The organism is Rahnella sp. PD12R, assembly GCF_019200965.1.
Classification (GTDB): Bacteria; Pseudomonadota; Gammaproteobacteria; order Enterobacterales; family Enterobacteriaceae; genus Rahnella; species Rahnella laticis.
Genome location: NZ_JAHTMS010000015.1, coordinates 14405 through 37149, shown reverse-complemented (window position 1 = coordinate 37149; position 22745 = coordinate 14405). Strand labels below are relative to the sequence as shown.

19 protein-coding genes are annotated in these 22745 nt (G+C 52.9%); 5 read left to right on the top strand and 14 right to left on the bottom strand.

Annotation, left to right across the window (positions count from 1 at the left end; all coding sequences use genetic code 11):
* Positions 1-168: 168 nt before the first annotated feature.
* Both KWG64_RS22490 and KWG64_RS22485 read left to right on the top strand, forming a co-directional pair.
* A complete protein-coding gene (locus tag KWG64_RS22490; RefSeq protein WP_255562272.1) occupies positions 169-1134 on the top strand; it encodes a transcriptional regulator in 966 nt (321 codons plus the stop codon).
* Entirely contained in the window at positions 1135-1614 is a 480-nt protein-coding gene (locus KWG64_RS22485) for a hypothetical protein (RefSeq protein WP_218523177.1), read from the top strand.
* A gap of 76 nt (positions 1615-1690) precedes the next feature.
* Here the strand turns inward: KWG64_RS22485 and KWG64_RS22480 are convergent, their stop codons facing one another.
* The 11 genes from KWG64_RS22480 to KWG64_RS22430 all read right to left on the bottom strand — a co-directional run bounded on the left by KWG64_RS22480 (position 1691) and on the right by KWG64_RS22430 (position 14200).
* A complete protein-coding gene (locus tag KWG64_RS22480; RefSeq protein ID WP_195815440.1) occupies positions 1691-2014 on the bottom strand; it encodes a colicin V synthesis protein in 324 nt (107 codons plus the stop codon).
* A 166-nt stretch (positions 2015-2180) separates the two neighbouring features.
* Positions 2181-2615, bottom strand: a complete 435-nt coding sequence (locus KWG64_RS22475; protein WP_218523176.1) for a DcrB-related protein — start codon at positions 2613-2615, stop codon at positions 2181-2183.
* A gap of 35 nt (positions 2616-2650) precedes the next feature.
* Complete coding sequence (locus KWG64_RS22470) at positions 2651-4813, bottom strand: peptidase domain-containing ABC transporter (protein ID WP_218523175.1); 2163 nt, start codon at positions 4811-4813, stop codon at positions 2651-2653.
* Between the two features lie 25 nt (positions 4814-4838).
* The gene (locus KWG64_RS22465; protein WP_218523174.1) at positions 4839-6101 is read right to left on the bottom strand and encodes an HlyD family secretion protein; all 1263 of its coding nucleotides are present in this window, start codon (positions 6099-6101) and stop codon (positions 4839-4841) included.
* Between the two features lie 15 nt (positions 6102-6116).
* Positions 6117-7436, bottom strand: coding sequence for a TolC family outer membrane protein (locus KWG64_RS22460; protein ID WP_195815444.1), 1320 nt, complete (start codon positions 7434-7436; stop codon positions 6117-6119).
* A gap of 22 nt (positions 7437-7458) precedes the next feature.
* Entirely contained in the window at positions 7459-8112 is a 654-nt protein-coding gene (locus KWG64_RS22455) for a LuxR C-terminal-related transcriptional regulator (protein WP_218523173.1), read from the bottom strand.
* A 94-nt stretch (positions 8113-8206) separates the two neighbouring features.
* Positions 8207-8920: a fimbria/pilus periplasmic chaperone gene (locus tag KWG64_RS22450; RefSeq protein ID WP_218523172.1), complete on the bottom strand. Its 714-nt coding sequence runs from the start codon at positions 8918-8920 to the stop codon at positions 8207-8209.
* Positions 8886-10235: a fimbrial usher protein StbD gene (stbD, locus tag KWG64_RS22445; RefSeq protein ID WP_218523171.1), complete on the bottom strand. Its 1350-nt coding sequence runs from the start codon at positions 10233-10235 to the stop codon at positions 8886-8888. Before stbD ends, KWG64_RS22450 begins: the two co-directional genes overlap by 35 nt.
* 8 nt (positions 10236-10243) lie before the next feature.
* Positions 10244-12832, bottom strand: coding sequence for a fimbrial outer membrane usher protein (locus KWG64_RS22440; protein WP_218523170.1), 2589 nt, complete (start codon positions 12830-12832; stop codon positions 10244-10246).
* Positions 12810-13535 carry a fimbria/pilus periplasmic chaperone gene (locus KWG64_RS22435; protein WP_195815448.1) on the bottom strand — a complete coding sequence of 242 codons (726 nt, stop codon included), beginning with the start codon at positions 13533-13535 and terminating at the stop codon, positions 12810-12812. The genes KWG64_RS22440 and KWG64_RS22435 overlap by 23 nt, the downstream gene beginning before the upstream one ends.
* A gap of 119 nt (positions 13536-13654) precedes the next feature.
* Positions 13655-14200, bottom strand: a complete 546-nt coding sequence (locus KWG64_RS22430; RefSeq protein WP_218523169.1) for a fimbrial protein — start codon at positions 14198-14200, stop codon at positions 13655-13657.
* 436 nt (positions 14201-14636) lie between these two features.
* On the opposite strand from KWG64_RS22430, the gene KWG64_RS22425 reads away from it, so the two are divergent.
* Positions 14637-15668, top strand: coding sequence for a GlxA family transcriptional regulator (locus KWG64_RS22425; RefSeq protein ID WP_255562271.1), 1032 nt, complete (start codon positions 14637-14639; stop codon positions 15666-15668).
* Positions 15669-15675: 7 nt separating this feature from the next.
* Here the strand turns inward: KWG64_RS22425 and KWG64_RS22420 are convergent, their stop codons facing one another.
* Positions 15676-17274 carry a PAS domain-containing methyl-accepting chemotaxis protein gene (locus tag KWG64_RS22420; protein WP_218523168.1) on the bottom strand — a complete coding sequence of 533 codons (1599 nt, stop codon included), beginning with the start codon at positions 17272-17274 and terminating at the stop codon, positions 15676-15678.
* A gap of 571 nt (positions 17275-17845) precedes the next feature.
* Between KWG64_RS22420 and KWG64_RS22415 the strand changes: the two genes are divergently transcribed.
* Positions 17846-19012, top strand: a complete 1167-nt coding sequence (locus tag KWG64_RS22415; RefSeq protein WP_218523167.1) for a M20 aminoacylase family protein — start codon at positions 17846-17848, stop codon at positions 19010-19012.
* 88 nt (positions 19013-19100) lie between these two features.
* Here the strand turns inward: KWG64_RS22415 and choX are convergent, their stop codons facing one another.
* Positions 19101-20045, bottom strand: coding sequence for a choline ABC transporter substrate-binding protein (gene choX, locus KWG64_RS22410; RefSeq protein ID WP_255562270.1), 945 nt, complete (start codon positions 20043-20045; stop codon positions 19101-19103).
* Positions 20045-21586 (bottom strand): choline-sulfatase, encoded by a 1542-nt coding sequence (gene betC / locus KWG64_RS22405; protein WP_218523166.1) that lies wholly within the window; start codon positions 21584-21586, stop codon positions 20045-20047. Before betC ends, choX begins: the two co-directional genes overlap by 1 nt.
* A 105-nt stretch (positions 21587-21691) precedes the next feature.
* On the opposite strand from betC, the gene KWG64_RS22400 reads away from it, so the two are divergent.
* Complete coding sequence (locus tag KWG64_RS22400; protein WP_218523165.1) at positions 21692-22624, top strand: LysR substrate-binding domain-containing protein; 933 nt, start codon at positions 21692-21694, stop codon at positions 22622-22624.
* Positions 22625-22745: the final 121 nt, after the last annotated feature.

Here is a 22745-nt window from a genome sequence, read left to right as displayed (position 1 = left end):
AACACGCAGGGCTGGCTATCATGAAAAATGAGACAAATCGCCAGTGGCGGCGATATACATTATTTATTTTATGCGTCAAATTACGCCTGAGTGAGTTCTTCTCATTTCTGCTGATCAGACTTTACGGTTAATTAAGGGACAGGGCGTTTATGCGCCGGCTATTTACCAATGGAGCTTCCATGGATCGCCCATGAAGCACCCACGGAGTTTTTACCCACACGTATGCATAATCATTACATTATTAACGGGGTTGTTGAATTTCACCCGGCCACCAGTACATTGCGTGATCTCAACGACCCTGACCACGTGGTTGTATTAAATTCACCGGCGGGGCGTTGTTTGCTGTTGCTGATTGAAAGAACCGGAACCATTGTCACCCAGCACGAATTTCTGGATAACGTTTGGGCAAAGCGGGGAATGCTGGTGTCTTCTAATACCTTTTATCAGAACATTTCTATTCTGCGGAAAGGGTTAAAAAAGATTGGCCTGCCTGACGATCCGGTCGTCACTATTCCGCGCATCGGCTTAACGCTGGCCAGCGGCACGCACATCAAAAAACTGACTACAGAACAGCTGGTGGAAGTCAGTCATGAGAATGCGCACTTTATCGATGAGCAGTCACTGAACCAGGAACTGAGGATCCTTCAGCAGCTGGAAGGCGTGCATGAGGAAGAGGTTCCGGTATCCGGAGAACCGGCAGAGACGCCTGCGCAAGTATCGCCCGAAAAGCCATCCGAACCGCCGCCTGTGCCGGTCGCAGAAGCCAAACCGGCACGCCGTTGTTCACGTCGTCAGTGGATGACCGGCGGCGTGAGCACGTTGATTGCGCTCGTTATGCTTGGCGCTGCCACTCTGGTTTTGCGTAGCAACGACGACGGTCAGTTTTTCTCGCGTTACCACTTTCTGAAAACCACGCAGGGTTGCCACATTTTTCTGTCGGACGGCATCATTTCGCCGGAATCCCGTGCGAACGCGCTTGAGCGTAGCAAACAGATCCCCGACGGCTGCAAAAGTTACCCCTGGGTCTACGTGACGCATTTGCCGTTGCTGCCAAGAACGTCGGTTATCCGTTGTGATAAACCGATGACGGAACCGAACACCTGCATTTCTGATTATTTCTTTGAGGATAAATAAATGAAGCTCAACCCTAAGGCCAAAATCCTGATCTCCATCGCGGGAGCAGGGGTTGTGGCGGCGATTATTTATTCCTTCTGGCACAATAACACGCTGGATAATTTCTCCTGCGCTGCCAGTTTGTCGCAGCATTATTCCGGTGACAACGTGGATGTTTCATTAAGCTATACGGTACGCGGTACGTCGGGGATTATCAGTATTAACGGACGTTCACAAGCGCATCCCGATAAAGTGTTCAATCGTAAAATATCCTTCACGATGCATAAAGAAGGTGACGTTTATTTTATGACGTCAAAAAGCAATCTTAAATTTCCGGATGATAATGTGGATGATACCTGGCTGGGTGAGCATGAACCGGATTTTTTTGTTTATCCGGATAAGAGTATTTATATGCGCATTGATCAGCAGGAAAATAACAACTATCTGTTTATGATCGATACCATTCCGACGTATATCTGCAAGAGTATCGAAGAAGAGTAAACCGGGAAATCAGAAATAAAAAAAGGTGCAGAATAATCTGCACCTTTTTTATTTATTCATGAGACTCGTCAGGTTATTACGCGGTTTGCGTGAATGAACCGTTGCTCACGTTGCTGACCCATTGGCTAACCATTGAAGTCACGGAATCAGGATCGTTCCAGCCAATGATTGCGCCGCCAATAGCACCGAAAGCGATACCGAACAGGCCGCCAGCAACCATCCCAACGCCCTGGCCGATTGCGCCAAAGCCCAGAATGCCGCCGCCGTCACCGCCGTGCATACCACCGATAACAGCACCCGCTGCACCTGCAGCTGCGCCGCCTAAAATAGCGCTGGTCAGAGCGCTAAAGAAACCTGCACCAGAAACTGCTTCCACTTCCATTACGCTTAATTCACGCATTTATTTCTTCCTTTTTATTTAAATAAAATGTTTTACAAAGTCGTGTGAAGATTACTCTACGCCACGAAAGAACCGGAATGTCCGGCTGTCTTTCGATGGGGGAATTCTGCATTTTATCGATTTTGAAATATATAGAATTACTTCTATTTTTAGTTGGTTTTAAAATTTATTTTTCTGCGGATAATACAAAGTGCGTGACGCAATGCCGTAATCTCCAGACTTCGTTTTTCATACTTTCTTCATCAGGATATACAGAAGTAAAATTAATGATTTCTTTCCCGCCGGGGCAGGCTGCAAATGTGACCTGCCAGACTTTCTGCCCGTTGCCCGTAATAAAGGTAAAGATAACCTGAATAGTATCGGCAAATAAATCGCCTTCATTCATTTCATCCATTTTTACAAAACTGAACTGATTAAAAATCTTTTGCGCGTTATCTAACTGTAATGACATTTGTTGTGCAAAAGTGCGGCCAGCCGGAAGCTGGTCGCGATTAATGGTGATTTGCTGTCCCTGACGGAAAGAGACAATGTTGATCGACTGCGTGCGGATTTCTTCTTCAAAATCCAGGGTGCCTTCCAGGCAAATTAAGCGGTTATTCATGATTTCTCCTGATGGATTACGGGGGCATTGAGTGCTTAACCTGCCTCAAGTACCGGTTGTGATGCGTTGACCAGCCGGATGAAATCCGGTTTTGGCACTTCCATGATGCCGTTACGGCTAATCTGGATAATACGGTCCGCGCTTAAAATGGTTTCCGGGCGGTGCGCGATAATGACGCGCGTCATCGCCATGTGTTTAATCGCCGCATTTATGGCGCTTTCGCGCGCCACATCGAGATGACTGGTGGCTTCGTCGAGAATGAGAATGCGCGGTTTGCGGTACAGCGCCCGCGCCAGAATCACGCGCTGAACCTGCCCGCCGGACAGAGACGAACCCATGTCGCCGACCATGCTGTTGTAGCCCATCGGCATCGCCATAATGTCATCGTGGATCTGCGCGATACGCGCCACGCGCTCAACGTGATGACGGTCGAGGCTGGCATCAAAGAAGCTGATGTTATCCATGATGGATCCGGCAAATAGCATGTCGCTTTGCATCACGCTGCCGATAAGATCACGGTAATGCGTCATGCCCAGCTTTGTGTGATCGACGCCGTTGATGCAGATGCTGCCGCTCACCGGTTTCAGTAACCCGAGCAACAGTTTTGCCAGCGTGGTTTTGCCTTGTCCGGAAGGGCCGATAATGGCGATGGATTCCCCCGCTTCAATGGCCAGATTAAAACCGGTAAAAATCTCGGCGTCCGTGGCGGAATAACGGAACGAAAGCTGACGGATATCCAGACGCACCGGGCCTTCCTGTTCGGCCAGCGCGATGTTGCTTTCCATGTTTTGCTCTTTTTCCGTCAGCACGATGTCCGAGATACGTTCACCGTGTAAGCGCAGCATTTTGAATTCAATCAGCGCGTTGATAAGCCCGGCCGAGCGGGAAATAAACTGGTCGGAAAACGAAATAAAGGCCACCAGCATCCCGCTGGTAAAATTGCCGTCCAGCACCTGTCCTGCGGCCAGCCAGATGAGGACAATCTTGCCGACGCCGGAAATCGTGCCCTGTAATGTGCTGAATCCGATAGACAGTTTTTGTGTCGTAATGCCTTTGTTGGTGGATTCCACGGTTTCATTGGTGAAGGTCGAGACGCGCAGATCCTGCTTGTTATTGAGCTTGATCGCCTGCACGCCGCGAATCGATTCCAGCAGTTGTGATTGCGCCTGCGCGGAGGCCAGAAGCTGATCTTCATTGGCCTGCCGGAACGGTTCAAACGAGATCCAGCGGATCAGCGCATAAAGCAGAAACAGGCCGATGACCACAAACGTCAGATTGGCGTTGTAGGTAAAAATCACGGCCAATGTGACCAGCGCCATTACGCCGTCGAAAATCGACGAGATAAACCGGCCGGTCAGCGTGCTCTGAATATTGGCGATAGAACCAAAGCGCGACAGGATGTCGCCGACGTGGCGCTCCTCAAAATAGCTCAGCGGCAGACCAAGCAGATGAGCGCACAAATTACCCGACCACTGCACGCTCAGCATGCTGGAAAACCAGGTCGTCACCCAGCTGCGTAATGCGCTGATCAGATTCTGGAACAGCGTAATGCTGATAAACGCCACGCCCAGTAACGTCAGCAGATCGCGATCGCTGGACACCAAAACCTGGTCGATCACCCACTGCATATAAAACGGTGAAATGATGCCGAAAAACTCCAGCGCCAGAGAGAGCAGGGCGACCTGCGTAAACGCGGATCCGATGCCTGACACATTGCGGATCAGGTTGAGCATCGAGATCGACTTTTTCTCGTTCTTCTGCTCAAAGGTTGCCGCCGGATACAGTTCCAGCGCCACGCCGGTGAACGATCGCGACACTTCATCCATCGCCACTTTACGCACGCCGCGCGCCGGATCGTGGATTGTGATGGTGTTTTTGCTGATGCTTTTGAGCACCACAAAATGGTTCATGTCCCAGTGCAGCACGCAGGGCAGGCTGAGTTTATGCAGCTCATCGAGCTCCAGCCGCACGGCGCGGCAACCCATTCCCAGATTTTGGGCGAAGGACATCACATCAGTCAGCGTGCTGCCTTTTTGTGATGACGGAAAACGGTGGCGCAGCGATACCATATCAATCTGGTGGCCGTAGAAACCGGCAATCATACCGACGCACGTCAGCCCGCACTCTGCGGCCTGCGTCTGGCGTAAAACTGGCAACTTATGGCGGAACGACAAATTAAGTTTGTGAAAAAGATCCATGCTCAACCCGGTTAACTATTTGAAATTACAGAGAGGTCATCTTGCCCAGCGCGTTAAGCGGCTCAAGAACCCATTCGTAGATGCGGCGTTTATCAACGATAAAGTCGGCGTCCAGCCCGCTGCCGGGGCGCAGGCTGACCTGCTTGCCATAGGCCTGTACTGACTGGTGGTCGATGGCGACTTTGACCTGATAAAGGGATTCCTGAACCTGAGAATCGCCGGTAATGCTGGAGACTTCCTGCGGTGACAGCGCCGATTTGGAGATTTCAGTCACGGTGCCGTACTGCTGACCAAACTTCTGCCAGGGGAAAGATTCGTAGCGCAGCACCACACGCTGGCCGGGGCGGATAAACCCGATTGCGCGGCTGCTGAGCATGATCCGCGCCTGTAAACGGGCGTTGTCCGGCAGGATCATTGCGACCGTTTGCCCGGCGCTGACGATTTGTCCCGGTTTCACCAGCACGGCGCTGACCGTGCCTTTTTCCGGCGCGCGCAAATCAATCGAACGGCGCGATTCGTTTTCCATCATCGACTGCGTGATGTCGGAGAGTTTTTGCTGAAGGTCATTCTTCTGCTGGTAATAAGTGAGTGGTTGCTCACGCAGCTGCTGGCGCGCCTGAGCCAGTTGCTGCCTGACATCGATGCGCTGGCGGGCCACATCCTGCAAACGCACGCTGGCATCCAGCAGATCATTTTGCTGCTGCTCGACCTGCGTATTCGAGGCGTAGCCTTCAGCGCGCATGGCAGCCATTTTATCGACCTGCTTTTTGGTCAGCGCGATTTGCTGTGTGCGCTGGCGGTAAATCGTGTCCAGCTCGGCGGACTGCTGTTCCAGCAGGCTGCTTTTTTCCTGCAACGAGCGGAGCGTTTCCACATTGAGCTGTTCAAGATTGGTCAGCTGATTGTTTAAACCCTGCTGCTGGAGATCCAGCTGGCTGGCGATCGCTTCACGCGTCTGACCATAACGGCCGGTGGAGATTTCAGACGAAATGGTGGCGATCTGATCGCCTTTTTTCAGGTTATCGCCTTCACGAACGGGCAGGGCCATCACCGTTCCGGCGGTCATCGCCGTCATGGTCATCATGCCGCTTTCCGGCGTCAACACGCCTTTCGCGGTTTCGCGTTTGGTGTAACTGCCGAAAATACAAAAACCGATCAGGACCGCCACCAGCGCACAGACGATGGCGATAATCAGCCAGCGGAACGGCGGGCAATACAGAGCCACCGCGCCCAGCACTTTGGTTTTTTGGGCTTCCAGCGATTCTTTTCGAAATAAGTCGTTATTCATGCTCAAAATCTCCGGTTACGCCGCGCCACAGTTGAAAATTTGCATCGCGGCGTAATCGAGCGCACCGGTTGCGGATTTTAATTTAACGATCGACTGAATCAGGCTGTTCTGCGCCTGCGCCAGATCCTGAATCGCCTGGTAATAATCTTTCTCGGCATTGAACTCGTCGATCAGCGTGCGCTGCCCGATTTCCCGTCCGTAGCGCGTCGACGTCAGGCGCTTTTCGGCAGAACTGATCGCCCGCTCATACGCCCTGATCCGCGACTGATCGTTTCTTACGCCCGACGCCGCCTGAATCGCCTGCTGTTCGGCTTTACGGCGTGCGTTGATCAGCAAATCCTTACTCTGTTCATAGCGGTGAGCGGCTTCGAGACTTTGTGAAATGTGGCTGCCACCGGCAAACAGCGGGATCGACACGTTGACGCCGTAAGTGGTGTTGTCGGTTTTGGATGTGGTGCCGAACAGGTCATCCAGCAGATTGCTGTTTTCTGCGCGGCTCCAGTTCTTGCCATAACCGGCCTGAAAGGTGACGACGGGCATATAGTTGGACGTGGCGGTGGTAATGTCGGCTTCGGTGCCTTTCTGGGTCTGAATGGCAGAAAGTACGTCCAGATTGTTGGCGGTCGCCAGCTGTTTAATCTGCTCAGGATTGATGTCCTGCGTATAGCGCACACAGCTCAGGGTCTGGTCGGAAATCCCTTGTGCGTCGAGTCCCGTCATCTGACGAAATGTCACGTAGGCATCGTTAAGACTGTTTTCTGACGCCAGCTCATCCGCCACCGCCTTGTCATAGTTGGCCTGCGCTTCCACTTCATCCAGCCGCGTGCCATCGCCCACTTCCAGCGCTTTTTGGGACTGTTTCAGCTTGGCGTTAAACGCCGCGAGGATCCGCTGATTGGTTTCCAGCACGCTGCGCTGATACACCACGTCGTAAAACGCCGACACCACATCGGTGATCAGCTTTTGCTGGGCAATCAGGTAATTCACGTCGGCCAGATCGCTGATCACCAGGCTTTTGCGCCATGTCGCATATTTCGATACGTCAAAAATCGGCTGCGTCACATTGAAGCTGTAATTATGACGGGTGACGCCGGCGGAATAAGCGGCATCGGGCTGATCGGTTTTATTCCACGCGCCGTTCAGGGTGACAACCGGTAATAATCCGGCAAATCCCTGATATTTTTTCTGGCTGTCCGCGTCGTGTTCACTGCGCGCCGCATTAATTTCTGCATTATAGGTATTGGCTGCAATAAGGGCTTCCTGAAGCGACAGCGCCCAGGCATTCCCGGTGAGTAATAATCCCCCGGTGAGCGGGATAAGCATTTTTTTAAACATGAAATTCCACAAAGTTTAATAATTAGAAAAATGTGTTCTGGTGTAAAAATCGCAATAATTCACTTTCACTGGTGATATGCAACTTATTCATGGCATTGCGCTTCTGGGTCGAGACGGTGCTCATCGCCCGGCATTTTTTCGAGGCAATTTGTGAAAGTGAATATCCCTGATTAATCAGGTTGATGACTTCCCATTCCTTGGTGGTCAGCTCATCCTGGGTCTGCAACAGATGTGCTTTAATGGACTGAGAAATATAGGGTTCCGGTTCTGCCGTCATCATGGCGTTCATCAGCGCGGTGACCAGTTCATTCGGCGTGTCATGGGAGCTGAGCATAATATCCATGCCCGCGCCGGCCATTTTTTTGAGTAAAACCGGTTTCATGTTTTGAGCAAATAACACCGTGGTCGTGTGATTATTTGCACAAAGCACAGACAGCACTTTACGGATTTCGGTTTCACGGAAATATCCGTCAAACAGGCAGGATGAATTAATCATCACAATGTCGATTTTATTTTCTTTCACCGCGTTTAACAGCGATTCCGGATCCGGGAAATGGTGTAACTGTAAATGACTGACTTTCATTTCCTGCTGAATATACGAAGCAATCAAATCATAGGACATATGATATTGATGGAAGTACGTCATATTAATCGTTGTGAGCGTTGTATTTTTCATAGGCTGCTTCAGGTTCGTCAACGTAATAAACCCTCTGGAACGGGTGCGATAAATCCGGGCATCTGCGGGATGCCCGGACGTGACAGCGTTATTGTTATAATTGCCGCTGGTACAAGGTTTGTTTCCCGTAATCGTCAATCACCGACCAGCTTATCTGCCGGGCATGATTGCCCGCCAGAACCGTCACCGTGGCGGAAGATTTTGGTGCCACCATCAGCGGCGTCAGCGGTTTATTGCCCAGGCTCAGCCCGCCTAACGTCTGGTGATAAGGCGTCGGATTAGTGATCACCAGCGCGCCATCGCGTAGCGCAAACTCCAGCGATTTCCCGATATCTTCACCCGGCGCTTTCAGCCCGGCGGGGCGCACAAACACTTTCATACGGATACGCAGCGGTAGAATCACTTTCTTTTCACCGGTGCTGCCGGCCTGCGTATTCGGCGGGATCTGATAAATATTCAGCCAGTAAACCTGCTCACGATCCGACGGCATTCCCTGACGGGAAAGCAACATCACGCGCAGGTTGCGCGATCCGCCTGCGTCCAGTTTGAACACCGGCGGCACAACAATAACCGGCGTGCTGATCTTGTCCGGCGACGTAAGCGGGTTGTTATCGTCACTCCAGACCTGAACCAGCGCCGGTGCCCGTTCTGAATTCACCAGCACCAGCGATTCGGCCATGCTGTCTTCATTAAACACCAGACGGCTTTGCGTGCTGTTAACCACCGCACCGGCCATGCTGGCGTTGAGCAACAGCGCCGCCGCCAGCAAAGGCTTACTGAAGGCTGACAACAATCTGAGCTTGCGCATTGACTGATCCTGCTGCGGCCTGTAATCCCGGAAGTTGTTCAAGCGACGCGGTGAACGTTCCGCCATACGCTTCCCCGCCGGTCGACGTGGCACCGGTTGCACTGAGTAAATCGGCAAAACCGTACCAGCCCGCGGCATTGCCGGTGCCGGTGGTATCCTTGGATGACAGCAGATTCAGTGCCGCGCCGGACGGAGAGTACAGACGGATGCCAACGCCGGAGGCCACGCCGCTGGTGCCGTAGTTATCATCAAGCAGATAGCTGATCCCGCCGGAGCTGCTTTTCAGCCCCAGCGTTGACGCCTGACTTAACGCCGTGGGCTGCGTCACCAGGAAACCCATCGCGACGGGAGCGTTTGTACTGCTGGACGTGGTACCGGAAATGGCACCGGCGTCACATTCGATGGAGACGTTAAAGGTATTCGAACTGCTGCTGCCGTTACGCAGATCACCGGCACCGATAGACGGTAACTGCACCACCTGATCGAAATCGCCGACCTTGCAGGTATTCCCGCGAATGATCGTGGTGGAACCGCCCCTCATGCTCCACACCGCGGAGGTGTTATAAGGTGAAGGAGAGTTTGCGAGGGATCCGGTGGTCAGATCGGTGTTCATCGCGTTGCCTTTCAGGGCCACAAAACCCTGCGGAGCTACGATTTGCGAGAAGGCATTACGTGTGACGTAAGCCCCGGAGCCGATATCGTCCGTTTTAATCAGCTCAAACGTGGCGCTGTCAAATGACGACGCCGGAATATAAATGTTAGATCCGACGGTAATGTAATCATCAGCCGTCAGCTTACGTTCCTGCCATTTGCTGGTGTAATACAGGCCGGTTTTCTGGTTCGTAATACGGTAGGCAATGCCCTGTGCTGGCGTGGCATAACCGCCGTCAACGTCATTCACTGCATATCCGCCGTAGAAAACCCCGTTGCCGCCGAACAGGGCATACATTTCATATAACGTATCGGCATCGGCCAGCGCGCATTTGAAGACAATCTGATTGGCGGAATACGGCACTTTCAGCGCCGTATCGATAAAGTTCAGGTTTGCGCTGGCGAGCACGGTGCCCGCCGTCGCCAGCGACTGCGCGCCGGTACCCATAATAATGGTCCCGAAAGAAATCGACGCCGCTGCCGAGTTCAGTACGCCGCCCCAGCTGGTGGCGGTGTAACCCATATCCGCCACCGCCTGCGGGATCGTGGACGTGGTGGTGCCGATCCCGGTGACCTTGTAGCAAATCGCGTGAGCCCACGGCGAGCAGGCCATAAAGGCTGAGGCAATCAGCCAGGTTTTTAACTGAGAAATAGGAAATTTCATGGTGATTCTCACTGTACGCAGGTGCCGTTTAAGAGAATGAAGTTATTGCCGTCGGTTTTGTTCTTAGCCGGAAGCTGATAATTCACGCGGCACGATTTATTGCTTCCCCAGCTGATAAACAGCGTGCCGGAAGCGGCCGGAAGACGGGCGTAGACCTGACCGCTCTGACCGGCCATCCCGACGCTGTTTCCGTTGCTGTCTTTCACATCCGCACCCATCGGCACCGGTGTGCCGTCCGGCATCATGACCGTGATTAATGCCGGTGTGCCGCCGAGGGTTTTGAAGGCAATTTTTGGCACGGCGCCGAGTACCGGCACCACGCGCACGTTACCGCCTTCCAGCTCAACGTCCTGACTCATGGAATTGCCGTCGATGCTGATGGTGTTGTAGCGGTAAGGCGCGAGTGACGGCACGATGGCGTAACCGAAGGTATCGATTTGTGCGCCCTGTGCGTTGTTGACGCGCGCACCGGTTGCGCCTTTGGCTTCGACCAGCGCAAAGGTGTCGCTGGCGTACGGGCCGTAGGTCACACCGCCGCCGTGCACGGCCAGCGTTCCGGCCGTGCCGAGGCCGAGCTGATGATAATCATCGCTGCGGGCATACGAGGCGCGGACCGTCCCCATGCGGGTGCGTTCCTGCACGTTGGTGCCCCAGCGGATGTCATGGCTCTTGCCTTCTTCCAGTTCGGTGTATTTGTCGTGGTCGGCATACACGGAATAAGTGAAGTCGCTTTCCTGGCCTGCGGAGCCGGAAAGGGTGGTCATCGCCGAGCGGGTATTTTTGTCTTTCATCATGTCAAACGACACGCTCGAGCGGGAATCGCGCCAGTCCAGCGGTACGGACAGGCCAATGGAAATCACGTTCTCGGTGTATTTCTGATAGCGGCTCGAATCGTAATCGGCGTCGTTCACGCTGTAGACGTTATCGTTGCTCCAGCTCGAACGCTGGCGGCCCACGTTGATGTTGTAGCTGAGCTTCTTCCACATATTGTTGTAAGAAAGCTGCAACTCGGTGATGCGCGAACGGTTGTTGTAATAGTCCGTACTGCTGCCGCTGAGCGCCACGGTGCCGTAGTCACCCATGTTCTGGCTGAGCGTGGCGGTGAAACGGTTTCGTTGTTTCAGCGTGTCGGAATAATAGTTTGTGCCGCCATTTTCCTGACGGCGAACGCCCAGCACGTCTTCGAGGTCGCGGTAACCGGCGGTGGAATAGCGGTACGCCGCCAGCACGATATTGGTATTGGTTTCAAACGTTTTGCTGTACGACATCTCCGCACGCCAGCCGCTTTTCGACTGATCGTTTTCCACCCGCGCATGTGACCAGGTGGTATTGAGCGACAGCGCGCCGAGTTCGGATGCAAACACGCCGCCGACCAGCAATGCCTGATAATCATTGGCAAAGCGCGCGCCGGTGTTGGACGTAATGCTGTTATTCACGCCGTACTGGAGTACGCCTTCGGTGAAGGCATTTTGTACCGAGTAATAATTGCGGACTTTACCGGCGGCAAACTGATAACTCAGGTTGCCGGGGCGCATGGAGTTCGGTACGGCGGCGTAAGGCACGACGAAGAACGACGATTTGCCGTCGGCTTCAATCACCTGAACCTGTAAATCCCCCTGACTGCGCGTGTTGTAAAGGTCGTCAATCAGGAACGGGCCGGGCGGCACCTGCGTTTCATAAATGAGATTACCGGCCTGACGGATCATCACGCGCGCATTGGTACTCGCCACGCCGCGCACTTCCGGCGCGTAGCCGCGTTTTCCCTGCGCCCACATACGCTGATCGGTGGCCAGCTTCACACCGTTAAACGACATCGAGCCGAACATTGAACTGTCGGTGTAGGTATCACCGACCATCAGCTCGCTGGAAAGGGAAGGAACCGGGCGCTGCACCCACGTCCGCACGGTGTTCCATTTGTAGTGATCGCCGCTGGTGCTGCTTTCCATATAGCGCAAATTGGCCTGATGGCGGAGTTGCCACATGCCCATATTCGCCCCGGCGTTGATCATGCTCCAGACATAGTTGTAGTGAACGTCGCGCATGATGTTGCGCGTGAAGTTGGTGTTGTGGCGTAAAAACACCAGCGGCGCACCGGCATTCCATTCTGAAATCGGAATGTAATCGCGCGGCTGGCGGTTCAGCAGAATTTGCGGAATTAAAAAATTCAGCGTCAGGGTGGATTGCTGTATTTTCCAGCTGCCCTGTTGTGTGATTTCTGACAAAAAGACACACTGTTTCTGCGTGCCTTTCAGCGGCTGGGATTTCAGCTGCAACAGCTTCATCAGCTCAACGTCCAGACACGGCTGCGCGCTTTTATCCGTCGCTTTCACTTTGCGGAACTGCACCGGTACCTGGCTTTTAATTTTGATACCGTTGAGGCTGATATCCAGCGTTTGCGGGCCTTCCGGAACACTGATTTGGGTTTCGTTAAATTTATCCAGATCCACGCTTTCTGCGAAATCTGAACCGGCGAGCAAATGGCTGTCGAAACGATAATCTTCGGCAAACGCAGAATGAGAGAACAATGACGCTTTAATCACACAGGTCAGCACCGCGAGGCGGAAGACCCTGTTGTTATTTTTGGATTGGATACTCATGTGTCACCGTTGCTCCATAATCATTAACCAGACCGATTTCTATTCCCTGAACGTTCTTATCGGTGACTTTTCCTGCATTCAGCGCCACATCCGCGGCGGCAAAAGGCGCAATCATTGGCGGTTTATCTTTTGCATTCACCCCTTTCACCGCAACCTTGCCGAGTGAAATATAAAAAGGTGAGGCATTGGTAATGCGGATATTATTGGCGGTGATATTGCTGAAACTCAGATAATCAAAAATCTTCTTATTATTGGCTTTTAAACCGGCCGGGCGATAAAACACCTTCAGCCTGTTTTTCAGCATAATGACCATCTGATTTCCTTTGTCTCCGCCAATATTAGACGGAGGCACTTGCAGGAAATTAAAATAAAAAATGGATTCACGATCCTGGGGTAATGCTTTTTCACCGGTAAAGAACAGGCGTAATACCTGCCCGTCTTTGGCGGCAATTCTGAATGTGGGTGGTGTGGCGACAAAAGGCGCTTTACCGGTCGTCGGTGTGGAATTTTGATCGCCGCTGTCAAACCAGGCCTGAATAACGTAAGGGAATTCGTCGTTATTTCTCAGCTGGACGTCCACTGATTTCGCATCAGAGGGATAAATAACGCGTGAGCCGGTCATGACGACGCTGGCTGAGGCACTGAATGAAGCGCTCAGTGCGAATACAAATAAGAAAATGCTACGCCATTGAAAGCGGGACATAATATCCACCCGTGAAAATACTGACTGATATTCTGGAAAGGAATTAACAGGCCATCCGTGGCCTTAATTAATCTGAATAAGGTATTCAGAGAAATAAACATCCCTGATTTATTAAGGTATTAGTTGTAGCTCACTGCGTATTGCATAGTGGATTCAACCGCACCCGCGGTTGCTTTACCGGTTGCAATGTATTGCGCGGTGTAGGTAGCCGTTGCAGCCGTTTCACCGGCAGCCAGCGTCAGGTCACCGTCAGCTGTGAACGGAGAAGAGAAGTCGATTGCTGTGGCTTTGGTATCCAGGATCTGGATGTTTACGTTAGTTGCAGCGTCAGTGGTTGCCACGTTGCTCAGGTCGCCAGTGGTCGCAACGCTGTTACCGGCGAAGACGCTGGAAACTTTAGTTGCAGCATCTGCGCTGCCAGTACAACCGGAAACACCGATATCGAAAGTCGCCTGACCGGCAGTCTGACCTGCTGCAGCCAGCGTGCTTGCGTTAACGCTTGGCAGCAGAACCAGTGGTTTTGCGCTGTTACCGTTGATGGTCACAGAACAGGTTTCTGCTGTCACTTCACCCTGGAAAGTCACTGTATTATCAGAAAAAGCGAACGCCTGAGATGCGAACAGAACAGACATTGCCGTAACAGATAAGAAGGCCAGTTTTTTCATTGCAAAATTCCCTATTTACTTACAGTTGATTAATACGACGGCGACGTTTCATAACGCAGGACGGCGTATTTCCTTTTCATTCTGATGCTGAAATCAACCCTGTATTTAAAATTCAGCCCCGTCTTGGGGGCGGCGCTGAAGACTTAAAGACGTACATTTGAATCTCAAAAAAACATCAGAAAGAGCTGCAATAAGCACGAATCGCTCATTTGCCGGGCCATAGTAGAATTCGAATGTAAAGTTATGTTAGTGAAGAAAACTCAGGAAATGTGAAGTGCCGCACTGCGCTTGTGTGATTAACGTTAATTATTTGGTTTGAAACGGGAAGATTTGGCGGTTAAGAAATCCTGAGGTTTGGCCGCGTTGACGATCTGTTGAGATAAGTGGTTATTAATTGCCCGTTATAATTCCCTGCCATAAATACGAGGGAACAATAATGAAAACATCTGCCGCTGTTTCTTCTCCCGCAGGTGAAAATATTCCTCCCCCCGGGGAGAAATTACATATCGGATTAATTTTATGGCCGGAATTTCCGCTGCTGGCGCTGTCGGGAATGATGGATGCCATGCGTTATGCCGCACATGCCGGAAATAAAACACAATGTCAGCTGAGTATTATCAGCGCAAAACCGGAGATGCCGGTGAACAGTAATACCGGTATCAGCGTGAAACCCGGCAGGGCGCATGAATTCCCCGAACATTATGATTACCTCGCTGTTATTGGCGGAACGCTGAAATGTTTGTCACGCGGACAGGCAGACGATCTTAAATATATCAGGCGCGCACATCAGGCCGGTGTGCCGGTGGTCGGGATTGGCACCGGCAGCTTTATTCTGGCAAAAGCCGGTTTGCTTAATGGCCGCCGCGCGTCGGTGCATCCGTTTCACAATGAAGAATTTCGCAAAAGGTTTCCGGGCGTGTATGCCGAGGAAGGATTTGATTTTATCGATGAAGGGGACGTGCTGACTTGCCCTGGCGGTATTTCGACGCTCACGCTGGCGACTGAACTGATCCGCCAGCATGCGGGTGAAGAGACGGCGGCAAAAGCCAGCCACCGTTTATCACTGGGTCATGATGAATTTCGCACCGCCGCCGTTTCAAGGCCGGCGAATATTTCCCTGATTGCCGACCCGCGTCTGCGTCAGGTGGTGATGCTGATTGAACAATATCTGGCGCGCCCGCTGAGCACCGCGTGGCTGGCGCATCAGGTTAAGCTCAGCGCCCGGCAGTTAACCCGGTTGTTTGATGCTGAATTGGGGAAAAGCCCGCGGGAATTTATCCGCAGCGCCAGACTGCGTTACGCGTGCTGGTTGCTGAATAATACGCAGGAAAGTATTACCGAAATCGCCGTGCGCATGGGGTTCAGCGACTGCGCCCATTTCATCCGTCATTTTCAGAATGAATACGGCTGTACTCCCGGTTTCTGGCGCGGGCAGAATGAACAGTTGAACGCCCGCGCGAGCATCTGAATATTTCTTAACTGGCGGTGACTTTCCCGAAACCCGCAAGCTGCGCAGAACGGCTCTCCATTTTTGTCATCTGGCCGCCGTACACGTCGATGGCGCTTTTCAGCCGCGTGGCCTGATAGTTCAGCGTTTCAGCCGATTCAGAAGATTGCGCCACCATCCCGGCATTGTCTTGTGTCATGGTTTCAATCTGCGCCAGCGACGTATTAATCAGTGAAAGCGCCGATGTCTGCTCGCGGGTGGCGTGACTGATTTCTTTAATCAGCCCCGACATCTGCACCACTTCACCGATAATTTCGCTGATCTGCTGACCGGCGCTTTCCACCATGTGGCCGCCGGTTTCAACGCTGTGCATATTGGCTTCGATTAGCGCTTTGATTTCTTTGGCGGCGGTGGCGGAACGCTGTGCCAGCACGCGCACCTCCGCGGCGACCACGGCAAATCCGCGGCCTTCGGTTCCGGCGCGGGCGGCTTCCACGGCGGCATTGAGCGCCAGAATGTTGGTCTGGAAGGCAATGCCGTCAATCACGGAAATAATGTCCACGACTTTGCTGCTGGCCTGCGAAATTGACTGCATCATGCCGATAGTGTCCTGCATGATTTCGCCGCCTTTCTTCGCCACGGATGCGGCGCTGTCCGCCAGTTTGCTGGCCTGAATCACAGTGTCAGCGCTTTGCCCGACGGCACCGGCAATCTCCTCAATCGCCGCCGCCGTTTGCTGAAGATTGGCCGCCGTTTCTTCAGTTCGTGCGCTGAGCGCCATGCTGTTTTTCGACATCAGATTGCTGATATTTGAAATCCCGCCGACCTGCGTCCCGACATCTTCCACCAGAGAATGCAGATTCAGGCCAAACTGATTCACTGAACGCATCAGTAAACCAATTTCATCGACGCGGTTAAAATGCACGGAATCGGCTTTTTTCCCGGAGACCACTTGCTGCGCCTGATCCAGAATCGTTTTTATCGGATTGCGGATTTGTGTTTGTAAAAAGAGATCGGCGAGCAGTAACAGGATAATCGTGGAAATAGCCCCCCACGTCTGAGCGATCCCCGTCAGCGGAAATAACAGCGGGAAAATGCCTGCGATAAATAACGGTAAACGTAAACGCCAGCTCACCGGCAGTTTTTGTAATACCGAAAAGAGTGAAAATAAACCGGTGCGCACCACCAGACCTTTATAGAATTTCCGGCTTCCGGCATTTTTATCTTTTACTGATTTGTATAATTCTTCCGCGGCTTTAATTTCGTGCTCAGCGGGTTTATTGCGCACGGAAATATATCCCGTCAGTTTATCCTGATGATGTACCGGCGTGACGTTGGCGCGAACCCAATAGTGGTCGCCATTTTTACGACGGTTCTTCACCAGCCCCGTCCAGCTGTCGCCCTGTTGCAGGGTAAACCACATGTCGGCAAAGGCTTCGACCGGCATGTCCGGGTGGCGGACTATATTGTGGGGTTTGAAGATCAGTTCGTCTTCGGAGAATCCGCTGACATTAATAAACGCGGAGTTTGCATAAATAATCCGGCTGTTGACATCCGTCGTGGACATTAATGTGGTATCGGGATCTAAACCATATTCCCGCTGTGTCACTGGCATGTTTACGCGCATGAGGAACCTCTGTGTTATTAAATAATATTTAATAACGTTGTTATATTGTTGATTTGCTGTGTTACGACCTGGTTATAACGTCCAAATGATTGTTAGCACACTCCATGACGAAACTACTATGCAGTGATTTTTTGTTACTGACCAGAAATATTTAAATTACAAAACCTGAGTGGTGGCATGAGATAATATTAAAGGTTAATTTTATTGTTGAATTAATATAAATGTAATTTTTATGTGGAGTGAAAGTTTTAATATTGGTAGAGATAAAAAACTGTATTAAGGCAAATTTCATACAGGAGGGCACGGCAATATAACTTAGCGATTCTGAATAACGATTATGTGCAATAAAAGTACAATTCCGGGGGCATTTTTCATTCAAGCACAACTGTATGATCCGGCAAAACCTGGGCAAATTCTGAAAATGCGCAAGGCGCGCAATCCGCGTCCTCTGACCAGCGGTAGAGGCCTTATTTGACGTTTAACCCAATCGTTCTGAATGTGATACTTTAAATTAACAATGTGCCCGCGGGTCAGGCCCGCCGCACTGAATTCAGATCAGCACAGAGGGTTTATGGCGGTCATTTCCGAGCAGATTATTAAACAAGCCAAACAGTTACGCCGTGAACTCCACACCCGGCCAGAGCTGGGTCTGAATGAACATCATACTTCCCAAAAAATCAGTGAACTGCTGCTGTCTTTCGGCCTTGACGTTCACACCGGACTCGCCGGAACCGGTATTGTCGCGACCCTGCGCAACGGCGACGGGCCTTCAATCGGCCTGCGTGCGGATATCGATGCGCTGCCAATTCAGGAACTCAATGATTTCGAACACGTCTCGCAAAATCCCGGCCTGATGCACGCCTGCGGTCACGACGGCCATTCAGCCATTTTGCTCGGCGCGGCGCGACATCTCAGTGAAAACCGCCATTTTCGCGGCACGGTACATTTCATTTTCCAACCTGCGGAAGAAAACGCCGGGGGCGGCCAGATGATGGTTAATGAAGGGCTGTTTGAACGTTTCCCGATGCAGGAAGTGTACGCGCTGCATAACTGGCCCGGCCTGCCGGTTGGCGAAGTGGCGGTCAGCCAGGGCGCGATGATGGCGTCGCAGGATAATTTCTACATCACGCTCACCGGCAAAGGCTGCCATGCGGCGATGCCTGAACTGGGCGCGGATCCGGTAGTGGCGGGCGCACAGCTGATTTTGTCGCTGCAAAGTCTGATTTCGCGCCGCCTCTCGCCGCTGGAACAAACGGTGATCAGCCTGACGCAGTTACAGGCGGGCGAGGCAATCAATGTCATCCCGGAAACGCTGCACATGTCCGGCACGCTGCGCTGCCAGAGCAATGAAACGCGTATGACCTGCTGGCGGCTGATTGAAGAATACGTCAAATCCGTGCCGCTGCCGTTTGGCGTCAAAGGCGAAGTCCGCTGGGAATTTGGCTATCCGGTGACGAAAAACCATCCGGCGCAGGCCGAAATTGTGCGCGAAGCCGCGGAGCATTCGCCGGGCGTCACAAAAGTGCATTTCAATAATCCGCCGTCGATGGCGGCAGAAGATTTCGCGTATTTGCTCGAGCGATGTCCCGGCGCTTATTTCTGGCTGGGTGCCGACGGCGCAGAACCTTCCGCGTCGCTGCACAACGCCCGTTTCGATTTTAATGATGATCTTATTCCGCTGGGCATCGGCATCTGGGTCACGCTGGTGGAAAGACAACTGAAAGATGCAGCCGCTTAACCGGCTGACGACGGACTGATAAACGTCAGAGACAAAAAAGCCAGGCACATAAATTGCCTGGCTTTTTTTGTGTCTTTATTCCGGGCGATCAGATCCCCAGCGCTTTTTTCACCGTGCTTTCTGCCGGTTGGCCGTCGCGGGTGGTCACGCCGTTCAGCCAGCCGGTCAGCAGTTCCGGGTGTTTCGCCAGTTCGGCGCGGGCGGCGTCTTCCGGGCTTTGCTTGTCATCGAGCACGCGGGTGATGATGGCGTTTTCCAGCGGCACGTTAAATTTCAGCTGCGTGAAGAAGCGGTTGAGGTTCGGGCACTGTTCGGCAAAACCTTTGCGCGTCACGGTGTTCACCGTCGCGCTGCCATAGTTCGCACCAAACCATTTATCGCCACCGCTCAGATACGTCAGCTTAAAGCGCGTATTCATCGCATGCGGTTCCCAGCCCAGAAACACGATCCACTGCTGACGGCTCACCGCGCGGGTCACCTGCGCCAGCATGCCGCTTTCGCTCGACTCCACCAGATTCCATTTCTGCAAACCAAAATCATGCTGGTCGATCATTTTCTTAATGTTCTGATTCGCCGGTGCGCCCGGCGCGATGCCGTAGATCTTGTGATCAAACTTATCCGCGTATTTCTCCAGATCGGCGAAATCCTTCACGCCCGCTTTTGCCACGTAATCCGGCACGGCCAGCGTAAATTTGGCCGCCGGTAAATTAGCGCCGGTGACGCTGATGTCATCGGTGAATTTCGCGATAACCGGCGCCTGTGCGGGCATCCAGTTACCTAAAAACACATCCAGCTGGCCGGTTTTCAATCCCTGAAATGCCAGCGCGACGGAAAGGTTTTGCACTTTTTGCTGATAACCCAGCGCGTTCAGCACCACGCCGGACACGGCATTGGTCGCTGCAATATCCGTCCAGCCGGGGTCGGACTGATTAACGGTGGCACAGCGGGCGTCGTCAGCGGCGAAACTGCTCAGCGGCAGCAGGCTGGCACTGGCCAGAAGCATCAGCGTGGTGAGTCTTTTTATCATCATCATTATTTCCCGGTCGGGTGTTTATAAGGGCGCGGGTAACGGGCAAAGGCTTCCTGCTCGTCCAGCGTCTGGTGGTTACGGATAAAACGGTGCGAAGCGGCCTGATGCGGCTGGAAATCCCATTGCGGAATGGCATCCCGCCCGGCGATTTCGGTCAGATACAGCCGTTTTAACTGGCTGGCGCGAACCTGTTTGTTCAGGGTATTTAAGTCCCAGCGGGCGGCGACTTCGGCCGCAAACGCCGCGACGGTATCGCGATGTTCGGCCAGCGCTGCAAGGTTTTTCAGCTCAAACGGATCCTGCTCAAGCTGGTAAAGATGCGGCGCTTCGGTCAGCGAATGAATGTATTTCCACGGCCCGCGGCGGATCATCACCATCGGCTCAATCGCGCCTTCCGCCAGATATTCAGCGCAGGCTTCGTCCGGCCCCGGCTGGCCTTTAAGATGCGATACAAGGCTGTGGCCGTCGAGCGGGGCAACCGGATGCTCAAGGCGTTCTGCGCCGCCTGCCAGTTCGGTGAACGTCGGTAGCAAATCCACCAGCGAGACATTGCCGCCGACGCGGCGGGGCGCAAAACGCTGCGGATTGTGGACAATCAGCGGCACGCGCACGGCCCCTTCGAAGAAGGTCATTTTGTACCACAGCCCGCGTTCACCCAGCATTTCGCCGTGGTCGGCAATCACAAATACCACGGTATTCTCCGCCTGACCGGTTTCTTCCAGTGTGCGGACCACTTCACCAAAGCAGTCATCTACGTAGGCAATCGATCCGTAATAGGCGTGACGGGCGCGGCGGATTTGCTCGTCGCTGAGCAAACCGTCTTCGAGCTGATACATGGCGCGCAGGCGCTGCGAGTGCGCGTCGTCTTCCACGTCGCCCGCGCCGGTTTTCGGCAGGTCAATATCATCCGCGTTGAAGCGGTCGAGATAACGGCGCGGAATGGCAAACGGATCATGCGGATGCGTGAGTGAAAGCAACAGCAGAAACGGCTTGTCGTCCGGTTTGCGCGCGGCGTCGTACAATCGCTGGCGTGCCATAAACAGCGCTTCATCATCGAAATCCAGCTGGTTAGTGCGTACACACTCACCGGCTTCCAGCACTGAACTCATGTTGTGGAACCAGTCCAGACGGCGCTCCGGGTTTGCCCAGTCCGGCGTCCAGCCAAAATCAGCCGGATAAATATCGGTGGTCAGGCGCTCGTCAAAGCCGTGCAACTGGTCAGGGCCGCAAAAATGCATCTTGCCGGAAAGCCAGGTCTGGTAACCCTGTTCGCGCAGGTAATGGCAGAAGGTCGGCGAGTCGGCGCGAAATTCTGCGGCGTTGTCGTAAACGCCGTTGTTTGACAAAAACTGGCCGGTCATCAGCGCCGCGCGGGAAGGGGCGCACAGCGGGCTGTTGCAGTAGGCGGATTCAAAGACCACGCCTTCGTCGGCCAGTTTGTCGATATTGGGCGTCAGGCTGACATTATTTCCGTAGGTGCGTAATGCCCCGGCGGTTAACTGATCGGCCATGAGAATAACGATATTCGGTTTATTTATAAGCATTGTTAGCCTGAAAGAAAAATTAATTAGCGAATCGTGATATTTTTATCGCATGCCTTTTTCATTCTGTGAAGAGGTTATTAAATTATCATGGCATAAGGTGGGTTTATGGCAGGTAAATTAGAATTACCTCCGTTACAGGTTTTAGTGGTATTTGAAGCTGCCGCACGACACGGTAATTTTACCGCGGCGGGAAATGAGCTCGGACTTTCGCAACCGGCGGTCAGCCAGCGTATTCAGATGCTGGAAAATCTGCTCAACGGACCGCTGTTTGAACGGCGTCACCGGGGCGTGCAACTGACCGAATCCGGCAGTGCGCTTTACCAGATTGTCCGCACCAGCCTGAGCGACATCAGCGAGCAGATAGAACGCACGCGATATCAGCGCAGTACGCTGCGGATTGACACCGATATGGGCTTCGCCACCTACTGGCTGATGCCGCGGATGAACGCCATTCAGGCGCTGATCCCGGGTGTGGAAGTGCAGGTGTCGACCTCGCCGAATGACTATAATTTTCGCGATAACAACGCCCATCTGGCGATCTATTTCGGCAACGGTAACTGGCCGGGAACGCATGCGCAAAAGCTGTTTCCCGAGGATGTTATTCCTGTCTGTAATCAGGTGGTTATGGATAAACTTGGCGATGATCCGCTGCCGGAAAAACTGATGCATTTCCCGCTGCTGAAGCTGCCGGAAACCCGTCCGCAGCGCTGGCTGACATGGGAAGACTGGTTCCGTTCGCAGGGCTTGCCCGCGCAGCATCACGCCGGGTCGCGCACCTTTAATGCGTACTCGCTGGTGATCCAGGCTGCGGTCGAAGGACAGGGGATTGCACTCGGCTGGCGGCCGCTGATTTCGGCGCTGCTGGAGAGCCGTCAGTTGTTCGTTTGCGGGGCGGAAGTGCGCACGGAACGGGGCTATTATCTCATCTCTTCCGGCAGTAAACCGGCGTCCGTACAGCAGGAAAAAGTAACCCGCTGGCTGTTAAATGAAGCATGGAATTTTCATCACCATTCCGCCCCTGTTTCCCGGCAGGAATAGAGTGTATTTCACAAATAGTCATAAGCTAATGCGAAATAACTCTATATAGAATTCCAAAAGACATCACTTATTTTATTATTTTGAGTTAGCGTGTCAGGATAATTAACAGAGTGCGAAACCA

Excerpts from the sequence above, each read along its gene's own strand:
- KWG64_RS22490 (WP_255562272.1), top strand. The coding sequence starts at position 169 with ATGGAGCTTCCATGGATCGCCCATGAAGCACCCACGGAGTTTTTACCC.
- KWG64_RS22485 (WP_218523177.1), top strand. The coding sequence starts at position 1,135 with ATGAAGCTCAACCCTAAGGCCAAAATCCTGATCTCCATCGCGGGAGCA.
- KWG64_RS22480 (WP_195815440.1), bottom strand. The coding sequence starts at position 2,014 with ATGCGTGAATTAAGCGTAATGGAAGTGGAAGCAGTTTCTGGTGCAGGT.
- KWG64_RS22475 (WP_218523176.1), bottom strand. The coding sequence starts at position 2,615 with ATGAATAACCGCTTAATTTGCCTGGAAGGCACCCTGGATTTTGAAGAA.
- KWG64_RS22470 (WP_218523175.1), bottom strand. The coding sequence starts at position 4,813 with ATGGATCTTTTTCACAAACTTAATTTGTCGTTCCGCCATAAGTTGCCA.
- KWG64_RS22465 (WP_218523174.1), bottom strand. The coding sequence starts at position 6,101 with ATGAATAACGACTTATTTCGAAAAGAATCGCTGGAAGCCCAAAAAACC.
- KWG64_RS22460 (WP_195815444.1), bottom strand. The coding sequence starts at position 7,436 with ATGTTTAAAAAAATGCTTATCCCGCTCACCGGGGGATTATTACTCACC.
- KWG64_RS22455 (WP_218523173.1), bottom strand. The coding sequence starts at position 8,112 with ATGAAAAATACAACGCTCACAACGATTAATATGACGTACTTCCATCAA.
- KWG64_RS22450 (WP_218523172.1), bottom strand. The coding sequence starts at position 8,920 with ATGCGCAAGCTCAGATTGTTGTCAGCCTTCAGTAAGCCTTTGCTGGCG.
- stbD (WP_218523171.1), bottom strand. The coding sequence starts at position 10,235 with ATGAAATTTCCTATTTCTCAGTTAAAAACCTGGCTGATTGCCTCAGCC.
- KWG64_RS22440 (WP_218523170.1), bottom strand. The coding sequence starts at position 12,832 with ATGAGTATCCAATCCAAAAATAACAACAGGGTCTTCCGCCTCGCGGTG.
- KWG64_RS22435 (WP_195815448.1), bottom strand. The coding sequence starts at position 13,535 with ATGTCCCGCTTTCAATGGCGTAGCATTTTCTTATTTGTATTCGCACTG.
- KWG64_RS22430 (WP_218523169.1), bottom strand. The coding sequence starts at position 14,200 with ATGAAAAAACTGGCCTTCTTATCTGTTACGGCAATGTCTGTTCTGTTC.
- KWG64_RS22425 (WP_255562271.1), top strand. The coding sequence starts at position 14,637 with ATGAAAACATCTGCCGCTGTTTCTTCTCCCGCAGGTGAAAATATTCCT.
- KWG64_RS22420 (WP_218523168.1), bottom strand. The coding sequence starts at position 17,274 with ATGCGCGTAAACATGCCAGTGACACAGCGGGAATATGGTTTAGATCCC.
- KWG64_RS22415 (WP_218523167.1), top strand. The coding sequence starts at position 17,846 with ATGGCGGTCATTTCCGAGCAGATTATTAAACAAGCCAAACAGTTACGC.
- choX (WP_255562270.1), bottom strand. The coding sequence starts at position 20,045 with ATGATGATGATAAAAAGACTCACCACGCTGATGCTTCTGGCCAGTGCC.
- betC (WP_218523166.1), bottom strand. The coding sequence starts at position 21,586 with ATGCTTATAAATAAACCGAATATCGTTATTCTCATGGCCGATCAGTTA.
- KWG64_RS22400 (WP_218523165.1), top strand. The coding sequence starts at position 21,692 with ATGGCAGGTAAATTAGAATTACCTCCGTTACAGGTTTTAGTGGTATTT.